Below are 19,401 nucleotides of genomic sequence, written 5' to 3' on the forward strand. Positions count from 1 at the left end.
TCATTTAATTCGGCCCTCGCTGTGACCACTGGACATTCGGAGCGGCACTCCTGCTTGTAATCAGCATAGTCGGAGAAAAGGTGAAGTGTTAAAAAAGTGAATACCCCGAGCGTTGGCGGCATCGTTGGGGAAAGGGCAGGAGATTCGCAGGAGATAAGAGCTTTTTATAATATTTTTCAGTCTATTAATCCGTCATTTTCTAATGTTAATTTTCCTGTGCTACGTTTAATAACATCTATTCCGCTCGCCGCTTCTGTTGTTGAGATTTCGTTCCTCCCCAAGTATGGGGTTATTCATCACTACGCATTGTATTGGTAATAAAAGGATTATCTCATGTATAAAAATATCGTTGTTCCCGTTGACGTTTTTGATGCAGGCCTGGCCGACAAAGCGCTCTCTCATGCAAAATTCCTTGCCCAACATTCTGCCGGGCAAATTCATCTTGTCCATGTCATTCCGGCATTCTCTCCGGTGTTAACGCGTGGATTTATCTCTGATGCCCGAAAGATGGAAGACCATTTGATTACTACCGCTAAGGAAAAACTGACCGAGCTGGTCAAAAAAAATGGCCTGGCGGAAGACGCCAGCCATCTTTATGTGCGCAGTGGCAATGTTCGCGATCAAGTGATCGCCCTGGCCGATGAGCTAAAAGCGGACGTAGTGATTGTCGGTTCACGCAATCCGGGGATCCAGACTCACCTGCTGGGCTCGGAAGCGGCCAATATCGTGCGCTATGCCCATGTACCGGTTTTCGTTGTGCGCTGATGACGGCGGGATGTCGTCCTGACTTCCGCTTCATAAATCGAGGGAGAGAGTATGAATACAGATAAACCGGGGGCGCCCTACTATCAGCGCTCCGTCGAGGAGACGCTCGCCAGCGTGCAGAGTTCGCCGGACGGGATTAGCGGAACAGAGGCGGCCACGCGCCTGCAGCAGTATGGCGAAAACGCCCTGCCGCAGAAGCCGGGTAAACCCGCCTGGCTGCGTTTTATTGTGCATTTTAACGATGTGCTGATCTACGTCCTGCTGGCGGCGGCGCTGCTCAAGGCGGTAATGGGCCACTGGATCGACATGTCAGTGATCCTCGCGGTGGCGGTGGTCAATGCGCTGATCGGCTTCATTCAGGAGAGTAATGCGGAAAAATCGCTGCAGAGTATCCGTAATATGCTCTCCAGCGAGGCGGTGGTGATCCGCCAGGGCAACCATGAAACCATCCCCACCACCTCGCTGGTACCCGGCGATATCGTGGTGATCCGCGCCGGCGACCGAATCCCCGCCGATTTACGGGTGATTGAGGCGCACAACCTGCGGGTGGAAGAGGCGATCCTCACCGGCGAGTCGACGGTGGTGGAAAAAACCACCGAGCCGCTAAGCGGTGATTTGCCGCTCGGCGATCGCAGCAACCTGGTGTTTTCCGGGACCACCGTCAGCTCAGGGGCGGGGAAAGGGATCGTGGTGGCCACCGGCGGCGATACCGAGCTGGGCCACATCAACCAGATGATGGCGGGCATTGAGAAACATCGCACGCCGCTGCTGGTGCAGATGGATAAGCTGGGCAAAGCCATTTTTATCCTCATTCTGGTGATGATGGCGGCGCTGTTCGTCTTTAGCCTGCTGTTCCGCGATATGCCGGTCTCCGAACTGATGCTGTCGTTAATTAGCCTCGCGGTGGCGTCGGTCCCGGAAGGGTTGCCGGCGATTATCTCCATTATTCTGTCGCTTGGCGTGCAGGCGATGGCCCGTCAGAAAGCGATTATCCGCAAGCTGCCGACGGTGGAAACCCTCGGTGCGATGACCGTTATCTGCTCTGATAAAACCGGGACCCTGACCATGAACGAAATGACGGTGAAGGCGGTGATCACCGCGGACAGCGTCTATCGGGTGGAAGGGGACAGCTATGAGCCGGTCGGTAAAATCCATGCCATCGACGACCCGACGCCGATCGCCGTGGCGCCAGGATCGCTTCTTGAGCGCTATCTGCGCACCATCGATCTGTGTAACGACAGCCAGCTTATCAAAGAGGAAGGCGGGCTGTGGAAAATTACCGGCGGCCCCACCGAGGGGGCATTGAAGGTGCTGGCGGCGAAGATAACCCTGCCGCCGCAGCCCAGCGAGCTGCGTAGTAAAATTCCTTTTGATTCGCAATATAAATACATGTCGACGCTTTACCGGCTGGGCGAAGAGGAGGTGGTGCTGGTCACCGGCGCGCCTGACGTTCTGTTCCGCCTGTGCCAGTATCAGCAGAGCGACAACGGACTGCAGCCGCTGGATCTCCCGTACTGGGAAAGCAAAATTGAAGAGTACGCCCGGGAGGGGCTGCGCATGGTGGCCGCGGCCTGGAAGCCGGCTGCCGCAGGCCAGACCGAGCTGACCCATCAGGATCTGCAGCAGGGGGTCATTTTATTAGGGGTTGCCGGGATGATGGATCCGCCACGTCCGGAAGCGATCACGGCGATTGCCGACTGCCTGCAGGCCGGGATCCGCGTGAAGATGATCACCGGCGACCATCCGCAAACGGCGATGAGCATCGGCAAAATGTTGGGGATTGGCAATGCGGGTAACGCCATCACCGGGCGCGAGCTGGAGGTGATGGACGACGCGCAGCTGAGCGTCGCCGCGCAGCAGTTCGATATCTTCGCCCGCACCAGCCCGGAAGATAAGTTCCGTCTGGTGCAGGCTCTGCAGAGCAAGAAAGAGATTGTCGGCATGACCGGAGACGGGGTGAACGATGCCCCGGCGCTGAAGCAGGCTGACGTCGGCGTGGCGATGGGGATCAAGGGAACCGAAGTCACCAAGGAAGCCGCCGATATGGTGTTGACCGACGACAACTTCGCCACCATCGCCAGCGCGGTCCGCGAGGGGCGCCGGGTGTATGACAACCTGAAGAAAACCATTCTTTTTGTCATGCCGACCAACCTTGCGCAGGGTTTACTGATCGTGATCGCGCTGCTGGCAGGCAACGTGCTGCCGCTGACGCCGGTGCTGATCCTGTGGATGAACATGGCCACCTCCGCCACGCTGTCGTTTGGTCTGGCGTTTGAAGCCGGTGAGAAAAATATTATGCGGCGGCCGCCGCGCGACCCGAAAATTCACGTCATGGACGGGTTTGCCATCTGGCGCGTGGCGTTTGTGGGGTCGATGATTGCGGTCAGCGCCTTTATTCTCGAAGCCTGGCTGCAGCCGCGCGGCTATTCGCCGGAGTTTATCCGTACCGTGCTGTTGCAGACCCTGGTCACCGCCCAGTGGTTCTATATGCTGAACTGCCGCGTGTCGGATGGTTTCTCGTTAACCAAAGGTTTGCTGGCTAACAAGGGGATCTGGATCGTCAGCGGCGTGCTGCTGGTGCTGCAGCTGCTGATTATCTATGCGCCGTTTATGCAGATGCTGTTTGGCACCACCGGGCTGCCGTTCCGCTACTGGGTGATCACCTTTATCATCGGCTTCGCCATGTTCCTGATCGTGGAACTGGAAAAACCGCTGACCCGCAAATGGCGAACCGCCTGACGGCGTGAAGCGCTGAACGAAAAAGGAAAGAGGGGGCATCGCCCCCTCTTTTATTATGCTTCACGCTTGTTGCGCTTTACTGTTTCGGCTCGGCGACCACGCTGCTTCCCACGCCGCGGTTGTTATATTCCCACATGCGGTTGAAGCTGTTGTCGTTGAGGTTGCGCTGCAGATTGCCTTTGTCATCCGCGCTGCCGGTGTTGCCGCTGAACGGACGGCCGGAGCCTACCGCTGCCGCCCACGGCTGGGCGATGTTAAAGCCTTCATTGATGGCGCTGTCGCGGATCACGACCTGACCGTTGCTGTTGCCGTCAACATCCAGCGCGCGGCCGAGCTGCGCGACGTTATCCCCGGAGGCGGTGAAGCGGCTGTTAGTCGCCAGGAAGCCGTAGGTCACGCTCTTCAGGGTGGCCGGCGCGAAGACATAGGCTTCTTTCTGCGTACGGGAGTTCACCACGCGGAAGTCGGTGTTATCAAACACCACGGCGCCACGGCCAGAAACGATATCCACGTCGCCTTCAATATAGCTGTTGGTCACCAGGGTGCGAGTCTGACGGTTGTCCTGCAGACGGTTCTGCACGCCGCTGTTGGTCACGAAGAAGGTGTTCTGGCGGCCAAGAATGTTCACCTTATCGATCTGCACCTGGTCGCCATCGCTGCGCAGGGCAACGGCCTGGTGGGTACCGGCATCGACGCTGTCGCCAAGGTTGTTGGCGATGGTCAGGTTCTGCAGCTGCAGGCCGTTATTCTGCGACCAGAAGACCGCGGAGCACATCACGCCGACGGTGGCAGTGGATTTGCTCTGGCAGCTGTCGAACATATACCACGCCGGTTTGCCCGGCATGTATTTGCCACCCGGATTGACCAGACGACGCCAGGTATTGCGATCCATTTCAGAATCAATGGCTTCGCTGATTTTTACGTCAATCGGTTTATCGCCGGTACCATACAGAGTCAGGGCGCCCGGCGCCGCCGGAACGTAGACGGTGCCCGGGTATTCGCCCGGCATGATGGCGATAAACAGGCGACGGTTAGAGTGGCGGGCAATTGCCGCATCCACCGCTGCCTGGACGGTGGTATGGGTCACGCCCTGGGTTCCCGCCGGGCCGACGATAAAGTCAGGTTGCGCCGGCAGGCTGATGGCGGACGGCGTCCAGGCCGCGGCATTGGGGTTCAGCGACTGGAAATAGGCCGCCGGGGTAAAGTTTTTCGCTTCATCGGCGTTCAGAATGGGACGCGCGGTGGTGCCCGGTGCAGTCTGCGTTGAGGGCTGTTGATCGGCAGGCGTCGAGCTACAGGCGGACAGCGTCACGCCGAAGGCCAGCGCCAGCGCCAGACGGGAAACGGAATATGTGTTCATGTTGCTCCGGGCAAAATTAAGCGTAGTGAAATACCCCGGCTGAGACGCCAGGGTATAAGTCCTTTAAAACCTGCTGTTTTATACTAACTTGAACGAAACGGGAAGATGCGGGCTGAAAAACTTACCTTCTTTACGCAATGAACGCTTTCCCGGGACGGTCCCTAGTCACAAATAAATAACATTTAGTCGCGCTTTTGTTGACATTCCCGGCGTTATGAAAATAAATGTCTATACAACCCATGACAAGTTAAGCGCTATGACTGAAGCCACTTCCGAACTCGTTATCTGGCGAAACGCCCGTCTCGCCACCTTGAACCCCGACCACGCTCAACCGTACGGTCTGCTGGAGCGCCACGCGCTGCTGGTCCGCGACGGTCGCATTGCGGCGATCGTCGCCGAAGATGACCTTCCCAGCGGGCGCAGGATCGATCTCGAAGGCCGGCTGGTCACGCCAGGATTAATCGACTGCCACACCCATCTCGTCTTCGGCGGCAGCCGGGCCCAGGAGTGGGAGCAGCGTCTGAACGGCGTCTCCTATCAGACCATCAGCGCCAGCGGCGGGGGGATTAATGCCACCGTGCGCGCCACCCGCGACAGCAGCGAAGCCGAGCTGCTGGCGCTGGCCCAGCCGCGGCTGGCCCGCCTGCTGCGTGAAGGGGTGACCACTCTGGAGATCAAATCCGGCTACGGTCTCGATCTGCAAAACGAGCGCAAAATGCTGCGGGTCGCCCGCCAGCTGGCCGACGACAATGGCGTCGAGCTTTCGGCAACGCTGCTCTCTGCCCACGCCACGCCGCCGGAATATCAAGGCGACGCCGACGGCTATATTACGCTGGTCTGCGAAACGATCCTGCCGACGCTGTGGCGGGAGGGACTGTTTGAAAGCGTCGACGTCTTCTGCGAAAACGTCGGTTTCAGCCCGCAGCAAACCGAGCGGGTGTTTCAGGCGGCGCAGGCGCTAGGCATCCCGGTTAAAGGTCACGTTGAGCAGCTCTCTTCGCTGGGCGGCGCGCAGCTGGTGAGCCGTTATCACGGACTGTCCGCCGACCATATCGAATATCTGACGGAAGAGGGGGTGGCGGCGATGCGCGAGAGCGGCACCGTGGCGGCCCTGCTGCCCGGCGCGTTCTACTTCCTCAATGAAACCCGCAAACCGCCGGTGGAACTGTTGCGCAAGTACCAGGTGCCGATGGCGGTGGCGACGGATTTCAACCCCGGCACCAGCCCCTTCGCCAGCCTGCATCTGGCGATGAACATGGCCTGCGTCAAATTTGGCCTGACGCCGGAAGAGGCGTGGGCCGGCGTGACGCGCCATGCCGCGCGGGCGCTGGGGCGGCAGAACAGCCACGGCCAGCTGGCGGCGGGCTTTGTGGCGAACTTTGCCATCTGGGATGCTGAGCATCCGGTCGAGATGGTGTATGAGCCGGGGCGCAGTCCGCTCTGGCAGCGTGTGGTACGAGGAGAACGACAATGATGCTGTGGCAAGCTACCCCCGCTAACCTTTGGCAAGGTCGCGACGACAGCGCGGAAGCGCCGAATGCGCTGCGTCTGTTCCAGACCATTCCCCGCGCCGAACGCTTCGCGCCGCAGGAGATGCCCGGCGATATCGCGCTGCTCGGCTTCGCCTGTGACGAAGGCGTCCGGCGCAACAAAGGGCGTACCGGAGCGGCTGACGGCCCGGCGACCCTACGCCGGGCGCTGGCCAATATGGCCAGCCATCAGGGCCACGACCGCTGCGTGGATATGGGCACGATTAGCGTCGAAGGCGACCAGCTGGAAGCCGCGCATCAGGCGCTGCGCGAGGCGGTGACCGCCTGCCAGCGCGCCGGCAAACGCACGCTGGTACTGGGCGGCGGCCACGAGACCGCCTTCGGTCACGGCGCCGGGATACTGGATGCCTTCCCCGGCGAAAAAGTGGGCATTATTAACCTCGATGCGCATCTGGATCTGCGCTTTGCCGAGTGCGCCAGCTCCGGGACGCCGTTCCGCCAGCTGGCGCTGGAGTGTGACGCGCAGCAGCGCGGTTTTCACTATACCTGCATTGGGGTCAGTCGGGCGGCCAACACCCAGGCGCTCTGGGAGGAAGCGGCGCGGCGCGAGGTGGCTATTGTGGAGGATCTACAGGTATTACAGGCCTTCGAAACCCGGGTGCTGGCCGAGCTTGAGCGCAATATCGCGCAATTCGACCGTCTGTATCTGACTATCGATCTCGACGTGCTGCCGGCGCGCGAAATGCCGGCGGTATCCGCGCCGGCGGCGCTGGGCGTGCCGCTGGCGACCCTGCTGCGTATCGTAGAGCCGTTGTGCCGCAGCGGTAAGCTACAGGCGGTGGATCTGGTGGAGTTCAACCCGCAGTTTGACATTGACGGTCAGGGCGCCCGCGCGGCGGCCCGTCTGGCATGGCAAATCGCCCATTGGTGGCAGTAGCCATTCCGGTATATTCTGGGTGTTTCGCCGCCCATTTTGCAAAAGGAAAGCCAGGCTATGTTTTCACAGCAACCCCGTTCCGCGCCCGCGCCTTTTTATGAGAAGGTGAAGCAGGCTATCGGTGAAAAAATTCACAGCGGCGTCTGGCGACCGCATGACCGTATCCCTTCAGAAGCGGAACTGGTGGCCCAGTTCGGCTTCAGCCGGATGACCATCAACCGCGCGCTGCGCGAGCTAACGGATGAAGGCCTGCTGGTCAGGTTGCAAGGGGTGGGGACCTTTGTCGCCGAGCCGAAAGGGCAGTCGGCGCTGTTTGAGGTGCGCAGCATTGCCGAAGAAATTCTTGCCCGTCACCATCAGCACCGCTGCGAGGTGCTGCTGCTGGAGGAGACCCGGGCGGATCATATTCAGGCGACGGCGCTCAGCGTAGCGGAAGGCACCCGCATCTTTCACTCGCTGATGGTGCATTACGAAAACGAGGTGCCGGTACAAATCGAAGATCGCTGCGTCAATGCGGCGGTGGTGCCGGACTATCTCCAGCAGGATTATACCGCCACCACGCCCCATGATTATCTGTCGCTGATCGCCCCGTTAACCGAAGGTGAACATATTGTTGAAGCGGTGCAGGCCACGGCGGAAGAGTGCGCGCTGCTGCATATTCACGCCCACGATCCCTGCCTGCTGATCCGTCGCCGCACCTGGTCGACAACCCACATCGTTTCCCACGCGCGCCTGCTGTTCCCCGGCAGCCGTTATCGTCTGCAGGGCCGCTTTGGCTCCTGATCCACTCTGGCGTCAGCAAAACGTGATTGCTGACGCAATATAACAAAATTGTATCATTTCTGTTAAATCCTGCCTTGCGCATGCTTGTATAGACAAGTATATGTATCTACGTAAACAACGTTCATTGTCAGGAGAAACCCCGATGTCGCAAAGCAAATATCGCCAGCTGGACGTCCGTGCGCCAAGAGGCACGACGCTGACCGCGAAGAGCTGGTTGACCGAAGCCCCGCTGCGTATGTTAATGAATAACCTCGATCCCGATGTCGCCGAAAACCCGCACGAGCTGGTGGTCTATGGCGGTATTGGTCGCGCAGCGCGCAACTGGGAATGCTATGACGCTATCGTGAAGGCGCTGAAGAACCTGGAAAGCGACGAAACCCTGCTGGTCCAGTCCGGCAAGCCGGTGGGCGTTTTCAAAACCCATGAAAACTCGCCGCGCGTGCTGATCGCTAACTCCAACCTAGTCCCGCACTGGGCGACCTGGGAACACTTCAACGAGCTGGATGCCAAAGGGCTGGCGATGTACGGCCAGATGACCGCTGGCAGCTGGATCTACATTGGCAGCCAGGGCATCGTGCAGGGCACCTACGAAACCTTCGTCGAAGCCGGTCGTCAGCACTATCAGGGCAGCCTGAAAGGCCGCTGGGTGCTAACCGCCGGGCTGGGCGGCATGGGCGGCGCGCAGCCGCTGGCCGCGACGCTGGCCGGGGCCTGCTCGCTGAACATTGAATGCCAGCAGAGCCGCATCGATTTCCGTCTGCGCACCCGCTACGTGGATGAACAGGCCACTTCTCTGGATGACGCCCTGGCGCGCATCAAGAAATACACTGCCGAAGGTCGCGCTATCTCCATCGCCCTGTGCGGCAACGCCGCGGAGATCGTGCCGGAGCTGGTGAAACGCGGCGTGCGCCCGGATATGGTCACCGACCAGACCAGCGCCCACGACCCGCTGCACGGCTATCTGCCGAAAGGCTGGAGCTGGGAAGAGTATCAGCAGAAAGCCGAATCCGATCCGCAGGGCACCATTCTGGCGGCGAAACGCTCGATGGCCGACCACGTGCAGGCGATGCTGGCCTTCCATGAGATGGGGGTCCCGACCTTTGACTACGGTAACAACATTCGCCAGATGGCTCAGGAAGTGGGCGTCAGCAACGCCTTTGATTTCCCGGGCTTCGTGCCGGCCTATATCCGCCCGCTGTTCTGTCGGGGTATCGGACCGTTCCGCTGGGTAGCGCTCTCCGGCGATCCGCAGGATATCTACAAAACCGACGCCAAAGTGAAAGAGATCATTAAGGATGATAAGCATCTGCACCACTGGCTGGATATGGCGCGCGAGCGCATCAGCTTCCAGGGGCTGCCGGCGCGTATCTGCTGGGTCGGTCTGGAATGGCGGCAGAAGCTGGGCCTGGCGTTTAATGAAATGGTGCGCAGCGGCGAAGTCTCCGCGCCGATCGTCATTGGCCGCGATCACCTTGACTCCGGCTCCGTCGCCAGCCCAAACCGCGAAACCGAAGCGATGCGCGACGGCTCTGACGCGGTCTCCGACTGGCCGCTGCTCAACGCCCTGCTCAACACCGCCAGCGGCGCGACCTGGGTGTCGCTGCACCACGGCGGCGGGGTAGGCATGGGCTTCTCGCAACACTCCGGAATGGTTATCGTCTGCGATGGCACCGATGAAGCGGCGGCGCGTATCGCCCGCGTCCTGCACAACGACCCGGCCACCGGTGTGATGCGTCATGCCGACGCGGGGTACGAGATTGCCATTGAATGCGCAGCAGAACAGGGTCTCAATCTTCCGATGGTCGCGGCAACGCAGGGGAACGCGAAATGAAATCTTTAACTCTGATCCCGGGTCAACTCAGCCTGTCGCAGCTCCGCGACATCTACAGCCACCCGGTGAATATTACCCTCGACAGCGGCGCGTTTGCCGCCATCGATGAGAGCGTGGCCTGCGTCAACGCCATCCTTGCCGAAGGGCGGACCGCCTACGGCATTAACACTGGTTTTGGCCTGCTGGCGCAGACCCGGATCTCGACGGAAGATCTGGAGAACCTGCAGCGTTCGCTGGTGCTGTCCCATGCGGCGGGCGTTGGCGAGCCGCTGGACGATGACCTGGCGCGCCTGATTATGGTGCTGAAGATTAACAGCCTGTCCCGCGGTTTCTCCGGGATCCGCCTGAGCGTGATCCAGGCGCTGATTGGCCTGGTGAATGCCGGCGTGACGCCGTGGATCCCGGCGAAAGGTTCCGTCGGCGCCTCCGGCGACCTCGCACCGCTGGCGCATATGTCGCTGACCCTGCTTGGCGAAGGCAAAGCGCGGGTACGCGGCGGCGAATGGCTGCCGGCCACCGAAGCGCTGCGTCAGGTTGGGCTGGAGCCGATTACCCTGGCGGCGAAAGAGGGGCTGGCGCTACTCAACGGCACCCAGGCCTCGACCGCTTTTGCCCTGCGCGGTTTGTTCGAAGCCGAAGATCTGTTCGCCTCCGCGGTCGTTTGCGGGGCGTTAACCACCGAAGCGGCGCTGGGTTCGCGTCGTCCGTTCGATGCGCGTATTCATGAGGTACGCGGCCAGCGCGGGCAGATTGATGCGGCGGCGCTGTATCGCCATCTGCTGACCGACGATAGCGCGATCTCGCAGTCGCACCATAACTGCAGCAAGGTGCAGGACCCGTACTCCCTGCGCTGTCAGCCGCAGGTGATGGGCGCCTGCCTGACCCAGATCCGCCAGGCGGCGGAAGTGCTGCTGGCCGAAGCCAACGCGGTCTCTGATAACCCGCTGGTCTTTGCCGCTGAAAATGACGTCATCTCCGGCGGTAACTTCCACGCCGAACCGGTGGCGATGGCCGCGGATAATATCGCGCTGGCGATCGCCGAAATCGGCTCGCTCTCCGAGCGCCGCATCGCGCTGATGATGGACAGCCATATGTCGCAGCTGCCGCCGTTCCTCGTGAAAAATGGCGGGGTGAACTCCGGGTTTATGATTGCCCAGGTCACGGCGGCGGCGCTGGCCAGTGAAAACAAAGCGCTATCGCACCCGCACAGCGTCGACAGCCTGCCGACCTCCGCCAACCAGGAAGACCACGTCTCGATGGCGCCGGCGGCCGGTCGCCGCCTGTGGGCGATGGCCGAGAACACCCGCGGCGTATTGGCCGTTGAGTGGCTGGCGGCGGTGCAGGGGCTGGATATGCGCGAAGGGCTGACCACCAGCCCACTGCTGGAAGAAGCGCGTCATCTGCTGCGCGAACGTGTCCCTCATTATACGCAGGATCGCTACTTCGCCCCGGATATCGATAATGCCATTGCGCTTCTGGCGGCCCGTCACCTGACGCGTCTGCTGCCTGCCGTACTGCCAGGCCTGCACTAATCACCGTTGTTCTCTGTACCCGCGTCGGGGGAAGTCATTCCCCCGACCGCCCTACATCGCATATTTGTCGTCATATAAAAAAACCAGGACACCTGTATATGCAACAACAACACAAGCCACATCTGCTGCGCGGGCTCAATGCCCGACACATTCGATTTATTGCGCTCGGCTCCGCTATCGGCACCGGGCTGTTCTATGGCTCGGCCTCCGCCATCAAGGCGGCGGGCCCGGCGGTGCTGCTGGCCTATCTGATTGGCGGCGCGGCGGTGTTTATCGTCATGCGCGCGCTGGGCGAGATGGCGGTGCGCAACCCGGTTTCCGGCTCCTTCGGCAGCTACGCCCGCCAGTATCTCGGGCCGCTGGCAGGGTTTATTACCGGCTGGACCTATACTTTTGAAATGGTGATCGTCGCCCTGGCCGACGTCACCGCCTTCGGCATCTATATGGGATTGTGGTATCCCGATGTCCCGCGCTGGATCTGGATCCTCAGCATCATCTTCTTTATCGGCGCCATGAACCTGTGCAACGTGCGAGTGTTCGGCGAGATGGAGTTCTGGCTGTCGCTGGTGAAGGTGGTGGCGATTATCGCCATGATGCTGGCGGGCGCCGGGATCATCTTCTTTGGCTTCGGCCATAGCTTCCCGGCTACCGGGCTGGAAAATCTGTGGAGCCACGGCGGCTTTGCTCCTAACGGCTGGCAGGGCGTTATCGCTTCGCTTGGCATCGTGATGTTCGCTTTCGGCGGGGTGGAGATTATCGGCGTCACCGCCGCGGAAGCGAAAGATCCGAAAAAGGTCATCCCGCAGGCCATCAATACCATTCCGCTGCGTATTATCCTGTTCTACGTCTGCACCCTGGCGGTGCTGATGGCGATTTTCCCGTGGAACAGCTTTGGCGAGCAGGGGAGTCCGTTTGTGCTGATTTTCGACGGTCTGGGGATCCCGGCGGCGGCGACAATCCTTAACATCATCGTGATCAGCGCCAGCATTTCGGCAATTAACAGCGATATCTTCGGCGCCGGGCGCATGATGTACGGCATGTCGAAAGAGGGGCTGGCGCCGAAAAGCTTCCAGCGCATCGCCAGCAACGGCGTACCCTGGATGACGGTGGTGGTCATGGGCGGCGCGCTGCTGGCGGCGGTGGTGCTGAACTATCTGATCCCCGAGCAGGTCTTTGTGCTGATTGCTTCGCTGGCGGCATTCGCCACGGTGTGGGTGTGGTTGATGATCCTGCTGTCCCATTTCGCCATGCGCCGTAGTTTGTCTGCCGAAGAGCGCAGCCAGATTGCCTTCCCCGTCCCGTTCTGGCCGGTTGCGCCGCTGTTGACGCTGCTGTTTATGGGGCTGGTTATCGCGGTGCTGGGGATGTTTGCTGAGACGCGGATGGCGCTGATTGCCGGCCTGGTCTGGCTCGGGCTGCTGACGGTGGTGTGGTACGCGCGGGTGCGTAAAACGGCGCTGCAGGTAGCCACTGAACAGTAAGGCCAATTTCCCCGGTGGCGCTGCGCTTACCGGGGCTACAAATGGCACGGACCGTAGGCCGGGCAAGGCGTCAGCCGCCGCCCGGCATAAAAGCGGCTCCGTGCCCGCGGCAATCGCCCGGCGGCGCTGCGCTTGCGTGGGCCTGGGGGTATTGTAGGTCGGGTAAGCGCAGCGCCACCCGAAAAACAAATGGCGCCACGGGTAGCCCGGATAAGGCGACAGCCGCTATCCGGGGGGGAGATTAACTGAACAGGGCGGTGATGGAGGCGCTGGCGAGGGAATGGAAATGGACGTTAAAGCCGACCATTGCGCCGCTGGCCTCGGCATCCACTTCAATTTTCTCGACGTCCAGGGCGTGGACGGTAAAGATATAGCGGTGGGTTTCGCCCTTCGGCGGCGCTGCGCCGCCGTATCCCGCCTTGCCAAAATCGGTGCGGGTTTGAACGGCCTCTTCCGGCAGCTCCGCCTGACCGGAACCGGCCCCTTGCGGCAGGACGCGGGTATCCGCAGGCAGGTTAGCCACCACCCAGTGCCACCAGCCGGAGCCGGTCGGCGCATCCGGATCGTAGCAGGTCACCACAAAGCTTTTGGTTCCCGCGGGCACATCATCCCACATCAGATGCGGCGAAATATTGTCGCCATCGTAGCCCATGCCGTTGAAGACGTGACGATTAGGCAGCTTACCGCCGTCCTGGAGATCGTGACTGATCAGTTTCATGCTTCATCCTCATTGATAATGCGCTGATTAACCTGGAAGTGTAGCCTGCACCACGACGCAATTCCGCTATTTATTCGCTAAAAAATGTTTCGTCCTGCACCGCCAGGTTAACGGCGCGGGTCAGGCGGGACAGCTGTTCAGGCGCGATGATGTACGGCGGCATCAAATAGATCAGGCGGCCAAACGGGCGGATCCACACCCCCTGCTCGACGAAAAAGCGCTGCAGGGCAGCCATATTGACCGGGCGACGGGTTTCAACCACGCCAATAGCGCCCAGCACGCGGACATCGGCGACCAGGGCGGATCCCCGCGCCGGCGCCAGCTCGGCCAGCAGCTGGGCTTCAATCGCCGCCACCTGCCGCTGCCATTCGCCGCTCTCCAGCAGGTGCAGGCTTTCGCTGGCCACCGCGCAGGCCAGCGGGTTGCCCATAAAGGTCGGGCCGTGCATAAAGCAGCCAGCTTCACCGTTGCTGATGGTTTCCGCCACCTCGCGGGTGGTCAGCGCGGCGGAGAGGGTCATGGTGCCGCCGGTCAGCGCCTTGCCCAGACACAGTATGTCGGCGGTAATCCCGGCGTGTTCACAGGCGAACAGCTTGCCGGTGCGGCCAAAGCCGGTGGCAATCTCATCGGCGATCAGCAGTATCCCTTCCCGGTCGCACATTTTACGCACCCGCTTCAGCCACTCCGGATGGTACATCCGCATCCCGCCCGCGCCCTGTACGATCGGTTCGAGGATCACCGCGGCGATGTCGTGACGGTGCGCGGCCATCAGGCGGGCAAAGGGCACTATATCCATTTCATCCCACTCGCCGTCAAAGCGGCTCTGCGGCGCGGGGGCGAACAGGTTATCCGGCAGATAGCCCTGCCACAGGCTGTGCATCGAGTTCTGCGGATCGCAGACCGACATCGCGCCGAAGGTATCGCCGTGATAGCCATTGCGGAAGGTCAGGAAACGTCGACGCGGTTGGCCTTTCGCCTGCCAGTACTGCAGGGCCATTTTCATCGCCACCTCAACCGCCACCGAACCGGAATCAGCGAGGAAAACGCACTCCAGCGATTCCGGCGTCATTGCCACCAGCTGGCGGCACAGGGCCACCGCCGAGGGGTGAGTGATCCCGCCGAACATGACGTGCGACATCTGGTCGATTTGCGCTTTCATCGCCGCATTCAGGCGCGGGTGATTGTAGCCGTGGATTGCCGCCCACCAGGAGGACATACCGTCAACCAACTGTTCGCCGCCGGCGAGGGACAGCTCGCAACCGTGGGCGGAAACCACCGGGTAGACCGGCAGGGGGGAAGTCATAGAGGTGTAGGGGTGCCAGATGTGGCGCCGATCGAAGGCGAGATCGTCCAGGGTCATAAGCGACTTGTAAACCATTTTGAAAACATTTAGGTTTACGAGTATAAACCGAACCGTAAATTAACAAAACCCTTTGGAGAAGCCAATGGCTCACCACGTACGTTGGACAATGTCGCAAGTAACTGAATTATTTAATAAACCACTCATCGATCTGTTATTCGAAGCGCAGCAAATCCACCGGCAACACTTTGATCCGCGCCAGGTGCAGGTCAGCACCCTGCTGTCGATCAAAACCGGCGCCTGCCCGGAAGATTGTAAATATTGTCCGCAGAGCGCGCGCTATAAAACCGGGCTCGAAACCGAGCGCCTGATGGAAGTCGAGCAGGTGCTGGAATCAGCGCGTCAGGCGAAAAACGCCGGCTCGACCCGCTTCTGCATGGGCGCGGCGTGGAAAAACCCCAACGATCGTGACATGCCCTATCTGGAGCAGATGGTGAAAGGAGTGAAGGCCCTGGGGCTGGAGTCGTGCATGACGCTTGGCACTCTGACCGACAGCCAGGCGCAGCGCCTGGCCGAGGCGGGCCTCGATTACTACAACCACAACCTCGATACCTCGCCGGAATTTTACGGCAACATCATCACCACCCGCACCTACCAGGAGCGCCTGGATACGCTGGACAAAGTGCGTGACGCCGGGATCAAAGTCTGCTCCGGCGGTATCGTCGGGCTGGGGGAGACCGTGAAAGACCGCGCCGGCCTGCTGCTGCAGTTGGCTAACCTGCCCACGCCGCCGGAAAGCGTACCCATCAACATGTTGGTAAAAGTCAAAGGCACGCCGCTGGCGGATAACGACGATGTCGACGCTTTCGATTTTATTCGCACTATCGCCATCGCGCGCATCATGATGCCCACCTCTTACGTGCGTCTCTCCGCCGGCCGCGAGCAGATGAACGAGCAGACCCAGGCGATGTGCTTTATGGCCGGGGCGAACTCCATTTTCTACGGCTGCAAGCTGCTGACCACGCCGAACCCGGAAGAGGACAAAGATCTGCAGCTGTTCCGCAAGCTGGGAATCAACCCGCAGCAGACGGCGGTGCTGGAAGGCGACAATGAGCAGCAGCAGCGTCTGGAGCAGGCCTTACTCACCCCGGACACTGAGGAATATTACAACGCGGCGGTGCTATGAGCTGGCAGCAGCGAATCGATAGGGCGCTGGACGAGCGACGGGCGGCGGATGCTCTTCGCCGCCGCCTGCCGGTGACGCACGGCGCCGGGCGCTGGCTGGCGCGGGAAGGGGAGCGCTGGCTTAACTTCTCCAGCAATGACTATCTTGGCCTGAGCCAGCATCCGGCGATTATCGCCGCCTGGCAGCAGGGGGCGGAACGTTATGGCGTCGGTTCCGGCGGTTCGGGACACGTAAGCGGCTATAACGAGGCCCACCGCGCGCTGGAAGAGGAACTTGCCGACTGGCTGGGCTATCCGCGCGCATTGCTGTTTATCTCCGGCTTTGCCGCCAATCAGGCGCTGATCGCCGCCCTGGTGGAAAAAGAGGATCGGATCGTGGCCGACCGCCTGAGCCACGCCTCCCTGCTGGAGGCGGCAAGCCTCAGCCCGGCGCAGCTACGCCGTTTCGCCCACAACGATCCGCAGCAGCTCGCGCAACTGCTGGCTAAGCCGCTGGCGGGCGAGCAATTGGCGGTCACTGAAGGCATTTTCAGCATGGATGGCGACAGCGCACCGCTGGCGGCCATTCACGCCGCGGCGCAGGCAGCAGGGGCATTGTTGCTGGTGGATGACGCCCACGGCGTCGGCGTGGTCGGCGACGAAGGACGCGGGAGCTGCGCCGCACAGGCGGTGCGCCCTGAGCTGCTGGTGGTTACCTTCGGCAAGGCCTTCGGCGTCAGCGGCGCGGCGGTGCTGTGCGACGAAGCAATGGCCGATTATCTGCTGCAGTTTGCCCGCCATTTGATCTACAGCACCGCGATGCCGCCCGCCCAGGCGGTGGCGCTGAGCGCCGCCCTGCGGATCATTCGCAGCAATGAAGGACAGCAGCGTCGCGACATCCTGGCCGCCCGCATCCGTCAGTTCCGTGAGGGGATGGGCGAGGTGTCGCTGGGGTTGACCGACTCCGTCAGCGCGATCCAGCCGCTGATCGTCGGCGATAACGGCCGGGCGCTGAGCCTGGCCTCACGTCTGCGCGACGCGGGCTGCTGGACGACGGCGATCCGTCCACCGACGGTGCCGGTCGGCAGCGCTCGTCTGCGCCTGACCCTGACCGCCGCCCATCAGGCTGAGGACATTAACCGTTTACTGGAGGTGCTGCATGGCCACGGTGAATAAGCAGGCGGTGGCCGCGGCGTTTGGCCGGGCGGCCGGCGGCTATTCGCAACATGATGAACTGCAGCGGCGCAGCGCGGAATTGCTGCTGCGCCAGCTGGCGCGTCGCGATTTTCCCCGGGTGCTGGATGCTGGCTGCGGCCCCGGCGGCATGAGCCGCCGCTGGCGTGAGGCGGGCAGCGTGGTGACCGCGCTGGATCTCTCCCCCGGGATGCTGGCAGAGGCGCAGCGTAACGACGCCGCCCAGTATTACCTGCTGGGCGACATTGAGGCGCTGCCGCTGCCGGACGCCTGCGTCGATCTGGCGTGGAGCAATCTGGCGGTGCAGTGGTGCGACGATCTGCGCGCCGCCCTTGGCGAGCTGTACCGGGTGGTGCGCCCCGGCGGCAGGGTGGCGTTTAGCACGCTGCTGGCCGACTCGCTGCCGGAGCTCAATCAGGCGTGGCAGGCCATCGACGACCGGCCGCATGCCAACCGTTTTCTCAGCGAAGCGGCGGTGCGCGCGGCGCTGAGCGGCCTGCGGGCGTCCGGCGAGGTGCATCAGATTAGCCTGCCGTTCGCCGACGCGCTGAGCGCCATGCGATCGCTGAAGGGCATCGGCGCCACCCATTTGCACCAGGGGCGGGCATCGGCCCCGCTTGGCCGCGGCAAACTGCGCGAGCTACAGCTGGCCTGGCCGCAGCGGCAGGGCGTCTGCCCGCTGACGTATTCTCTTTTTACAGGAGTCATTGAGCGTGACTAAACGTTTTTTTGTCACCGGGACCGATACTGAAGTCGGGAAAACCATCGCCAGCAGCGCCCTGCTGCAGGCGGCGAATCAGCTGGGTTTTCACACCGCTGGCTACAAGCCGGTGGCTTCCGGCAGCGAGCTTACCGCCGCAGGGCTGCGTAATGAAGACGCGCTGGCGCTGCAGCGTCATAGCCGGGTCGCGCTGCGCTATGAACAGGTTAACCCGTATACCTTCGCCGAGCCGACCTCACCGCACATCATCAGCGCCGACGAAGGGCGGCCGATCGCCGCGGCGAGGCTCTCCAGCGGGCTGCGCGAGTTAGAACGCCTCGCCGACTGGGTGCTGGTGGAAGGGGCCGGCGGCTGGTTTACGCCGCTGTCGGAAACCCTGACCTTTGCCGACTGGGCGCAGGCGGAGCAGCTGCCGGTGATTCTGGTGGTGGGCGTCAAGCTCGGCTGCATCAATCACGCGATGCTTACCGCCCAGGCGGTACGCCAGGCAGGGCTGCCGCTCGCGGGGTGGATCGCCAATGACGTGCAGCCGCCGGGCAAGCGCCACGCCGAGTATCTGGCGACGCTGAAAAACCGGCTGGCCGCGCCGTTCCTCGGCGAAATACCGTGGCTTGCCGATATCGCGCAGCGCGACGATCTCGGCCAGTATCTGGATCTCAGGGCGCTGGATCCGGCGTCATCCACTGCGCCAGCAGCGGTTCATCCAGCGCCATAATATCGCCTTCGGCGACGTTACGGCCCCGGTGCAAAACACAGAAACGATCCGCTACCCGGCGGATAAAGGGCAGGTGCTGCTCGGCGAGCAGCACCGTCAGGCCGATATCGCGATTCAACCGCAGCAGCAGATCCGCCAGCTTTTGCAGACAGCGCGGTCCTCTGCCGCGCGAGGGTTCATCAAGGATCAGCAGCCGTGGCTGGACAATCAGCGCCCTGGCCAGCGCCAGTTGGTACTGATCGTCGTCGCTCAGCGAGGCGCCTTTGCGCTGCCGTAGGGCATAGAGTTCGGGAAAATGTTCATAGATCTCGCCGCCGCTGGCGTTAGCCCCGGGTTTCCCGGCCGCGAGGGCTATATGCAGATTCTCTTCCACGCTGAGCTGCGAAAAGATGCGTTTATCCTGCGGCACATAGCCGATACCGATGGCGCTGCGCGACTGGGCCGACAGGGGCGTGAGATCCTGCGGCGGGGCGCCAATGTCATGCCAGGTCATCCGGCCGCTGGCCACCGGCAGGTGCCCGGCAATGCAGTTAACCAGGGTGGTTTTTCCCATGCCCTCGCGTCCCAGTACGCCAATGCACTCCCCCGGGCGTAGTTCAAGATCGACATTCCACAGTGAATGCTGGTTGCCGTAAAAGTGATTTACTGCCTGTAAATTCAACATGGACGTT

16 protein-coding genes are annotated in these 19,401 nt (G+C 61.6%); 12 read left to right on the forward strand and 4 right to left on the reverse strand.

The window, feature by feature from the left end:
- Nucleotides 1–333: 333 nt before the first annotated feature.
- Both ABLU50_RS02080 and ABLU50_RS02085 read left to right on the forward strand, forming a co-directional pair.
- On the forward strand, nt 334–765 hold the full coding sequence (locus ABLU50_RS02080; protein WP_004886076.1) for a universal stress protein: 432 nt from the start codon (nt 334–336) through the stop codon (nt 763–765).
- A gap of 51 nt (nt 766–816) precedes the next feature.
- Nucleotides 817–3,504: a cation-transporting P-type ATPase gene (locus tag ABLU50_RS02085; protein WP_049116087.1), complete on the forward strand. Its 2,688-nt coding sequence runs from the start codon at nt 817–819 to the stop codon at nt 3,502–3,504.
- Nucleotides 3,505–3,580: 76 nt separating this feature from the next.
- Here ABLU50_RS02085 and ABLU50_RS02090 read toward each other — a convergent pair whose 3' ends face one another.
- Nucleotides 3,581–4,864: a putative acyl-CoA thioester hydrolase gene (locus ABLU50_RS02090; protein ID WP_004886081.1), complete on the reverse strand. Its 1,284-nt coding sequence runs from the start codon at nt 4,862–4,864 to the stop codon at nt 3,581–3,583.
- Between the two features lie 214 nt (nt 4,865–5,078).
- Between ABLU50_RS02090 and hutI the strand changes: the two genes are divergently transcribed.
- The 6 genes from hutI to ABLU50_RS02120 all read left to right on the forward strand — a co-directional run bounded on the left by hutI (nt 5,079) and on the right by ABLU50_RS02120 (nt 12,918).
- Nucleotides 5,079–6,338: an imidazolonepropionase gene (hutI, locus tag ABLU50_RS02095; RefSeq protein ID WP_176391524.1), complete on the forward strand. Its 1,260-nt coding sequence runs from the start codon at nt 5,079–5,081 to the stop codon at nt 6,336–6,338.
- Nucleotides 6,335–7,291, forward strand: coding sequence for a formimidoylglutamase (gene hutG / locus ABLU50_RS02100; protein WP_069602598.1), 957 nt, complete (start codon nt 6,335–6,337; stop codon nt 7,289–7,291). Before hutI ends, hutG begins: the two co-directional genes overlap by 4 nt.
- 57 nt (nt 7,292–7,348) lie before the next feature.
- The gene (locus ABLU50_RS02105) at nt 7,349–8,074 is read left to right on the forward strand and encodes a histidine utilization repressor (protein WP_043521795.1); all 726 of its coding nucleotides are present in this window, start codon (nt 7,349–7,351) and stop codon (nt 8,072–8,074) included.
- A 142-nt stretch (nt 8,075–8,216) separates the two neighbouring features.
- Nucleotides 8,217–9,905 carry a urocanate hydratase gene (hutU, locus tag ABLU50_RS02110; protein WP_004886099.1) on the forward strand — a complete coding sequence of 563 codons (1,689 nt, stop codon included), beginning with the start codon at nt 8,217–8,219 and terminating at the stop codon, nt 9,903–9,905.
- On the forward strand, nt 9,902–11,437 hold the full coding sequence (hutH, locus tag ABLU50_RS02115) for a histidine ammonia-lyase (RefSeq protein ID WP_032455741.1): 1,536 nt from the start codon (nt 9,902–9,904) through the stop codon (nt 11,435–11,437). The genes hutU and hutH overlap by 4 nt, the downstream gene beginning before the upstream one ends.
- A 98-nt stretch (nt 11,438–11,535) precedes the next feature.
- Nucleotides 11,536–12,918 (forward strand): amino acid permease, encoded by a 1,383-nt coding sequence (locus ABLU50_RS02120; protein ID WP_004886104.1) that lies wholly within the window; start codon nt 11,536–11,538, stop codon nt 12,916–12,918.
- A gap of 241 nt (nt 12,919–13,159) precedes the next feature.
- Here the strand turns inward: ABLU50_RS02120 and ABLU50_RS02125 are convergent, their stop codons facing one another.
- Both ABLU50_RS02125 and bioA read right to left on the reverse strand, forming a co-directional pair.
- Nucleotides 13,160–13,636 carry a kinase inhibitor gene (locus ABLU50_RS02125; RefSeq protein WP_002895575.1) on the reverse strand — a complete coding sequence of 159 codons (477 nt, stop codon included), beginning with the start codon at nt 13,634–13,636 and terminating at the stop codon, nt 13,160–13,162.
- A 70-nt stretch (nt 13,637–13,706) separates the two neighbouring features.
- Entirely contained in the window at nt 13,707–14,996 is a 1,290-nt protein-coding gene (gene bioA / locus ABLU50_RS02130) for an adenosylmethionine--8-amino-7-oxononanoate transaminase (protein ID WP_087832405.1), read from the reverse strand.
- An 85-nt stretch (nt 14,997–15,081) separates the two neighbouring features.
- Between bioA and bioB the strand changes: the two genes are divergently transcribed.
- From bioB to bioD, 4 genes are read left to right on the forward strand one after another with little or no spacing between them, the layout of a single operon-like run.
- Entirely contained in the window at nt 15,082–16,122 is a 1,041-nt protein-coding gene (gene bioB / locus ABLU50_RS02135; RefSeq protein WP_004886109.1) for a biotin synthase BioB, read from the forward strand.
- The gene (gene bioF / locus ABLU50_RS02140; RefSeq protein ID WP_087832396.1) at nt 16,119–17,276 is read left to right on the forward strand and encodes an 8-amino-7-oxononanoate synthase; all 1,158 of its coding nucleotides are present in this window, start codon (nt 16,119–16,121) and stop codon (nt 17,274–17,276) included. The genes bioB and bioF overlap by 4 nt, the downstream gene beginning before the upstream one ends.
- Nucleotides 17,260–18,015, forward strand: coding sequence for a malonyl-ACP O-methyltransferase BioC (gene bioC / locus ABLU50_RS02145; RefSeq protein ID WP_004886115.1), 756 nt, complete (start codon nt 17,260–17,262; stop codon nt 18,013–18,015). The genes bioF and bioC overlap by 17 nt, the downstream gene beginning before the upstream one ends.
- Nucleotides 18,008–18,730, forward strand: a complete 723-nt coding sequence (gene bioD, locus ABLU50_RS02150) for a dethiobiotin synthase (protein ID WP_023320010.1) — start codon at nt 18,008–18,010, stop codon at nt 18,728–18,730. The genes bioC and bioD overlap by 8 nt, the downstream gene beginning before the upstream one ends.
- On the opposite strand, the gene ABLU50_RS02155 is transcribed toward bioD, so the two are convergent.
- Nucleotides 18,672–19,394: an ATP-binding cassette domain-containing protein gene (locus ABLU50_RS02155; protein ID WP_017900923.1), complete on the reverse strand. Its 723-nt coding sequence runs from the start codon at nt 19,392–19,394 to the stop codon at nt 18,672–18,674. The two genes, bioD and ABLU50_RS02155, sit on opposite strands and share 59 nt — an antisense overlap.
- Nucleotides 19,395–19,401 lie beyond the last annotated feature (7 nt).

Origin of the sequence: Klebsiella sp. GG_Kp173 (assembly GCF_040062415.1) — a bacterium.
Lineage (GTDB): Bacteria > Pseudomonadota > Gammaproteobacteria > Enterobacterales > Enterobacteriaceae > Klebsiella > Klebsiella quasipneumoniae.

Excerpts from the sequence above, each read along its gene's own strand:
- hutI (WP_176391524.1), top strand. The coding sequence starts at position 5,079 with ATGAAAATAAATGTCTATACAACCCATGACAAGTTAAGCGCTATGACT.
- ABLU50_RS02155 (WP_017900923.1), bottom strand. The coding sequence starts at position 19,394 with ATGTTGAATTTACAGGCAGTAAATCACTTTTACGGCAACCAGCATTCA.
- hutH (WP_032455741.1), top strand. The coding sequence starts at position 9,902 with ATGAAATCTTTAACTCTGATCCCGGGTCAACTCAGCCTGTCGCAGCTC.
- hutG (WP_069602598.1), top strand. The coding sequence starts at position 6,335 with ATGATGCTGTGGCAAGCTACCCCCGCTAACCTTTGGCAAGGTCGCGAC.
- bioF (WP_087832396.1), top strand. The coding sequence starts at position 16,119 with ATGAGCTGGCAGCAGCGAATCGATAGGGCGCTGGACGAGCGACGGGCG.
- ABLU50_RS02105 (WP_043521795.1), top strand. The coding sequence starts at position 7,349 with ATGTTTTCACAGCAACCCCGTTCCGCGCCCGCGCCTTTTTATGAGAAG.
- bioC (WP_004886115.1), top strand. The coding sequence starts at position 17,260 with ATGGCCACGGTGAATAAGCAGGCGGTGGCCGCGGCGTTTGGCCGGGCG.
- hutU (WP_004886099.1), top strand. The coding sequence starts at position 8,217 with ATGTCGCAAAGCAAATATCGCCAGCTGGACGTCCGTGCGCCAAGAGGC.
- ABLU50_RS02080 (WP_004886076.1), top strand. The coding sequence starts at position 334 with ATGTATAAAAATATCGTTGTTCCCGTTGACGTTTTTGATGCAGGCCTG.
- ABLU50_RS02085 (WP_049116087.1), top strand. The coding sequence starts at position 817 with ATGAATACAGATAAACCGGGGGCGCCCTACTATCAGCGCTCCGTCGAG.
- bioA (WP_087832405.1), bottom strand. The coding sequence starts at position 14,996 with ATGACCCTGGACGATCTCGCCTTCGATCGGCGCCACATCTGGCACCCC.
- ABLU50_RS02090 (WP_004886081.1), bottom strand. The coding sequence starts at position 4,864 with ATGAACACATATTCCGTTTCCCGTCTGGCGCTGGCGCTGGCCTTCGGC.
- bioB (WP_004886109.1), top strand. The coding sequence starts at position 15,082 with ATGGCTCACCACGTACGTTGGACAATGTCGCAAGTAACTGAATTATTT.
- ABLU50_RS02120 (WP_004886104.1), top strand. The coding sequence starts at position 11,536 with ATGCAACAACAACACAAGCCACATCTGCTGCGCGGGCTCAATGCCCGA.
- ABLU50_RS02125 (WP_002895575.1), bottom strand. The coding sequence starts at position 13,636 with ATGAAACTGATCAGTCACGATCTCCAGGACGGCGGTAAGCTGCCTAAT.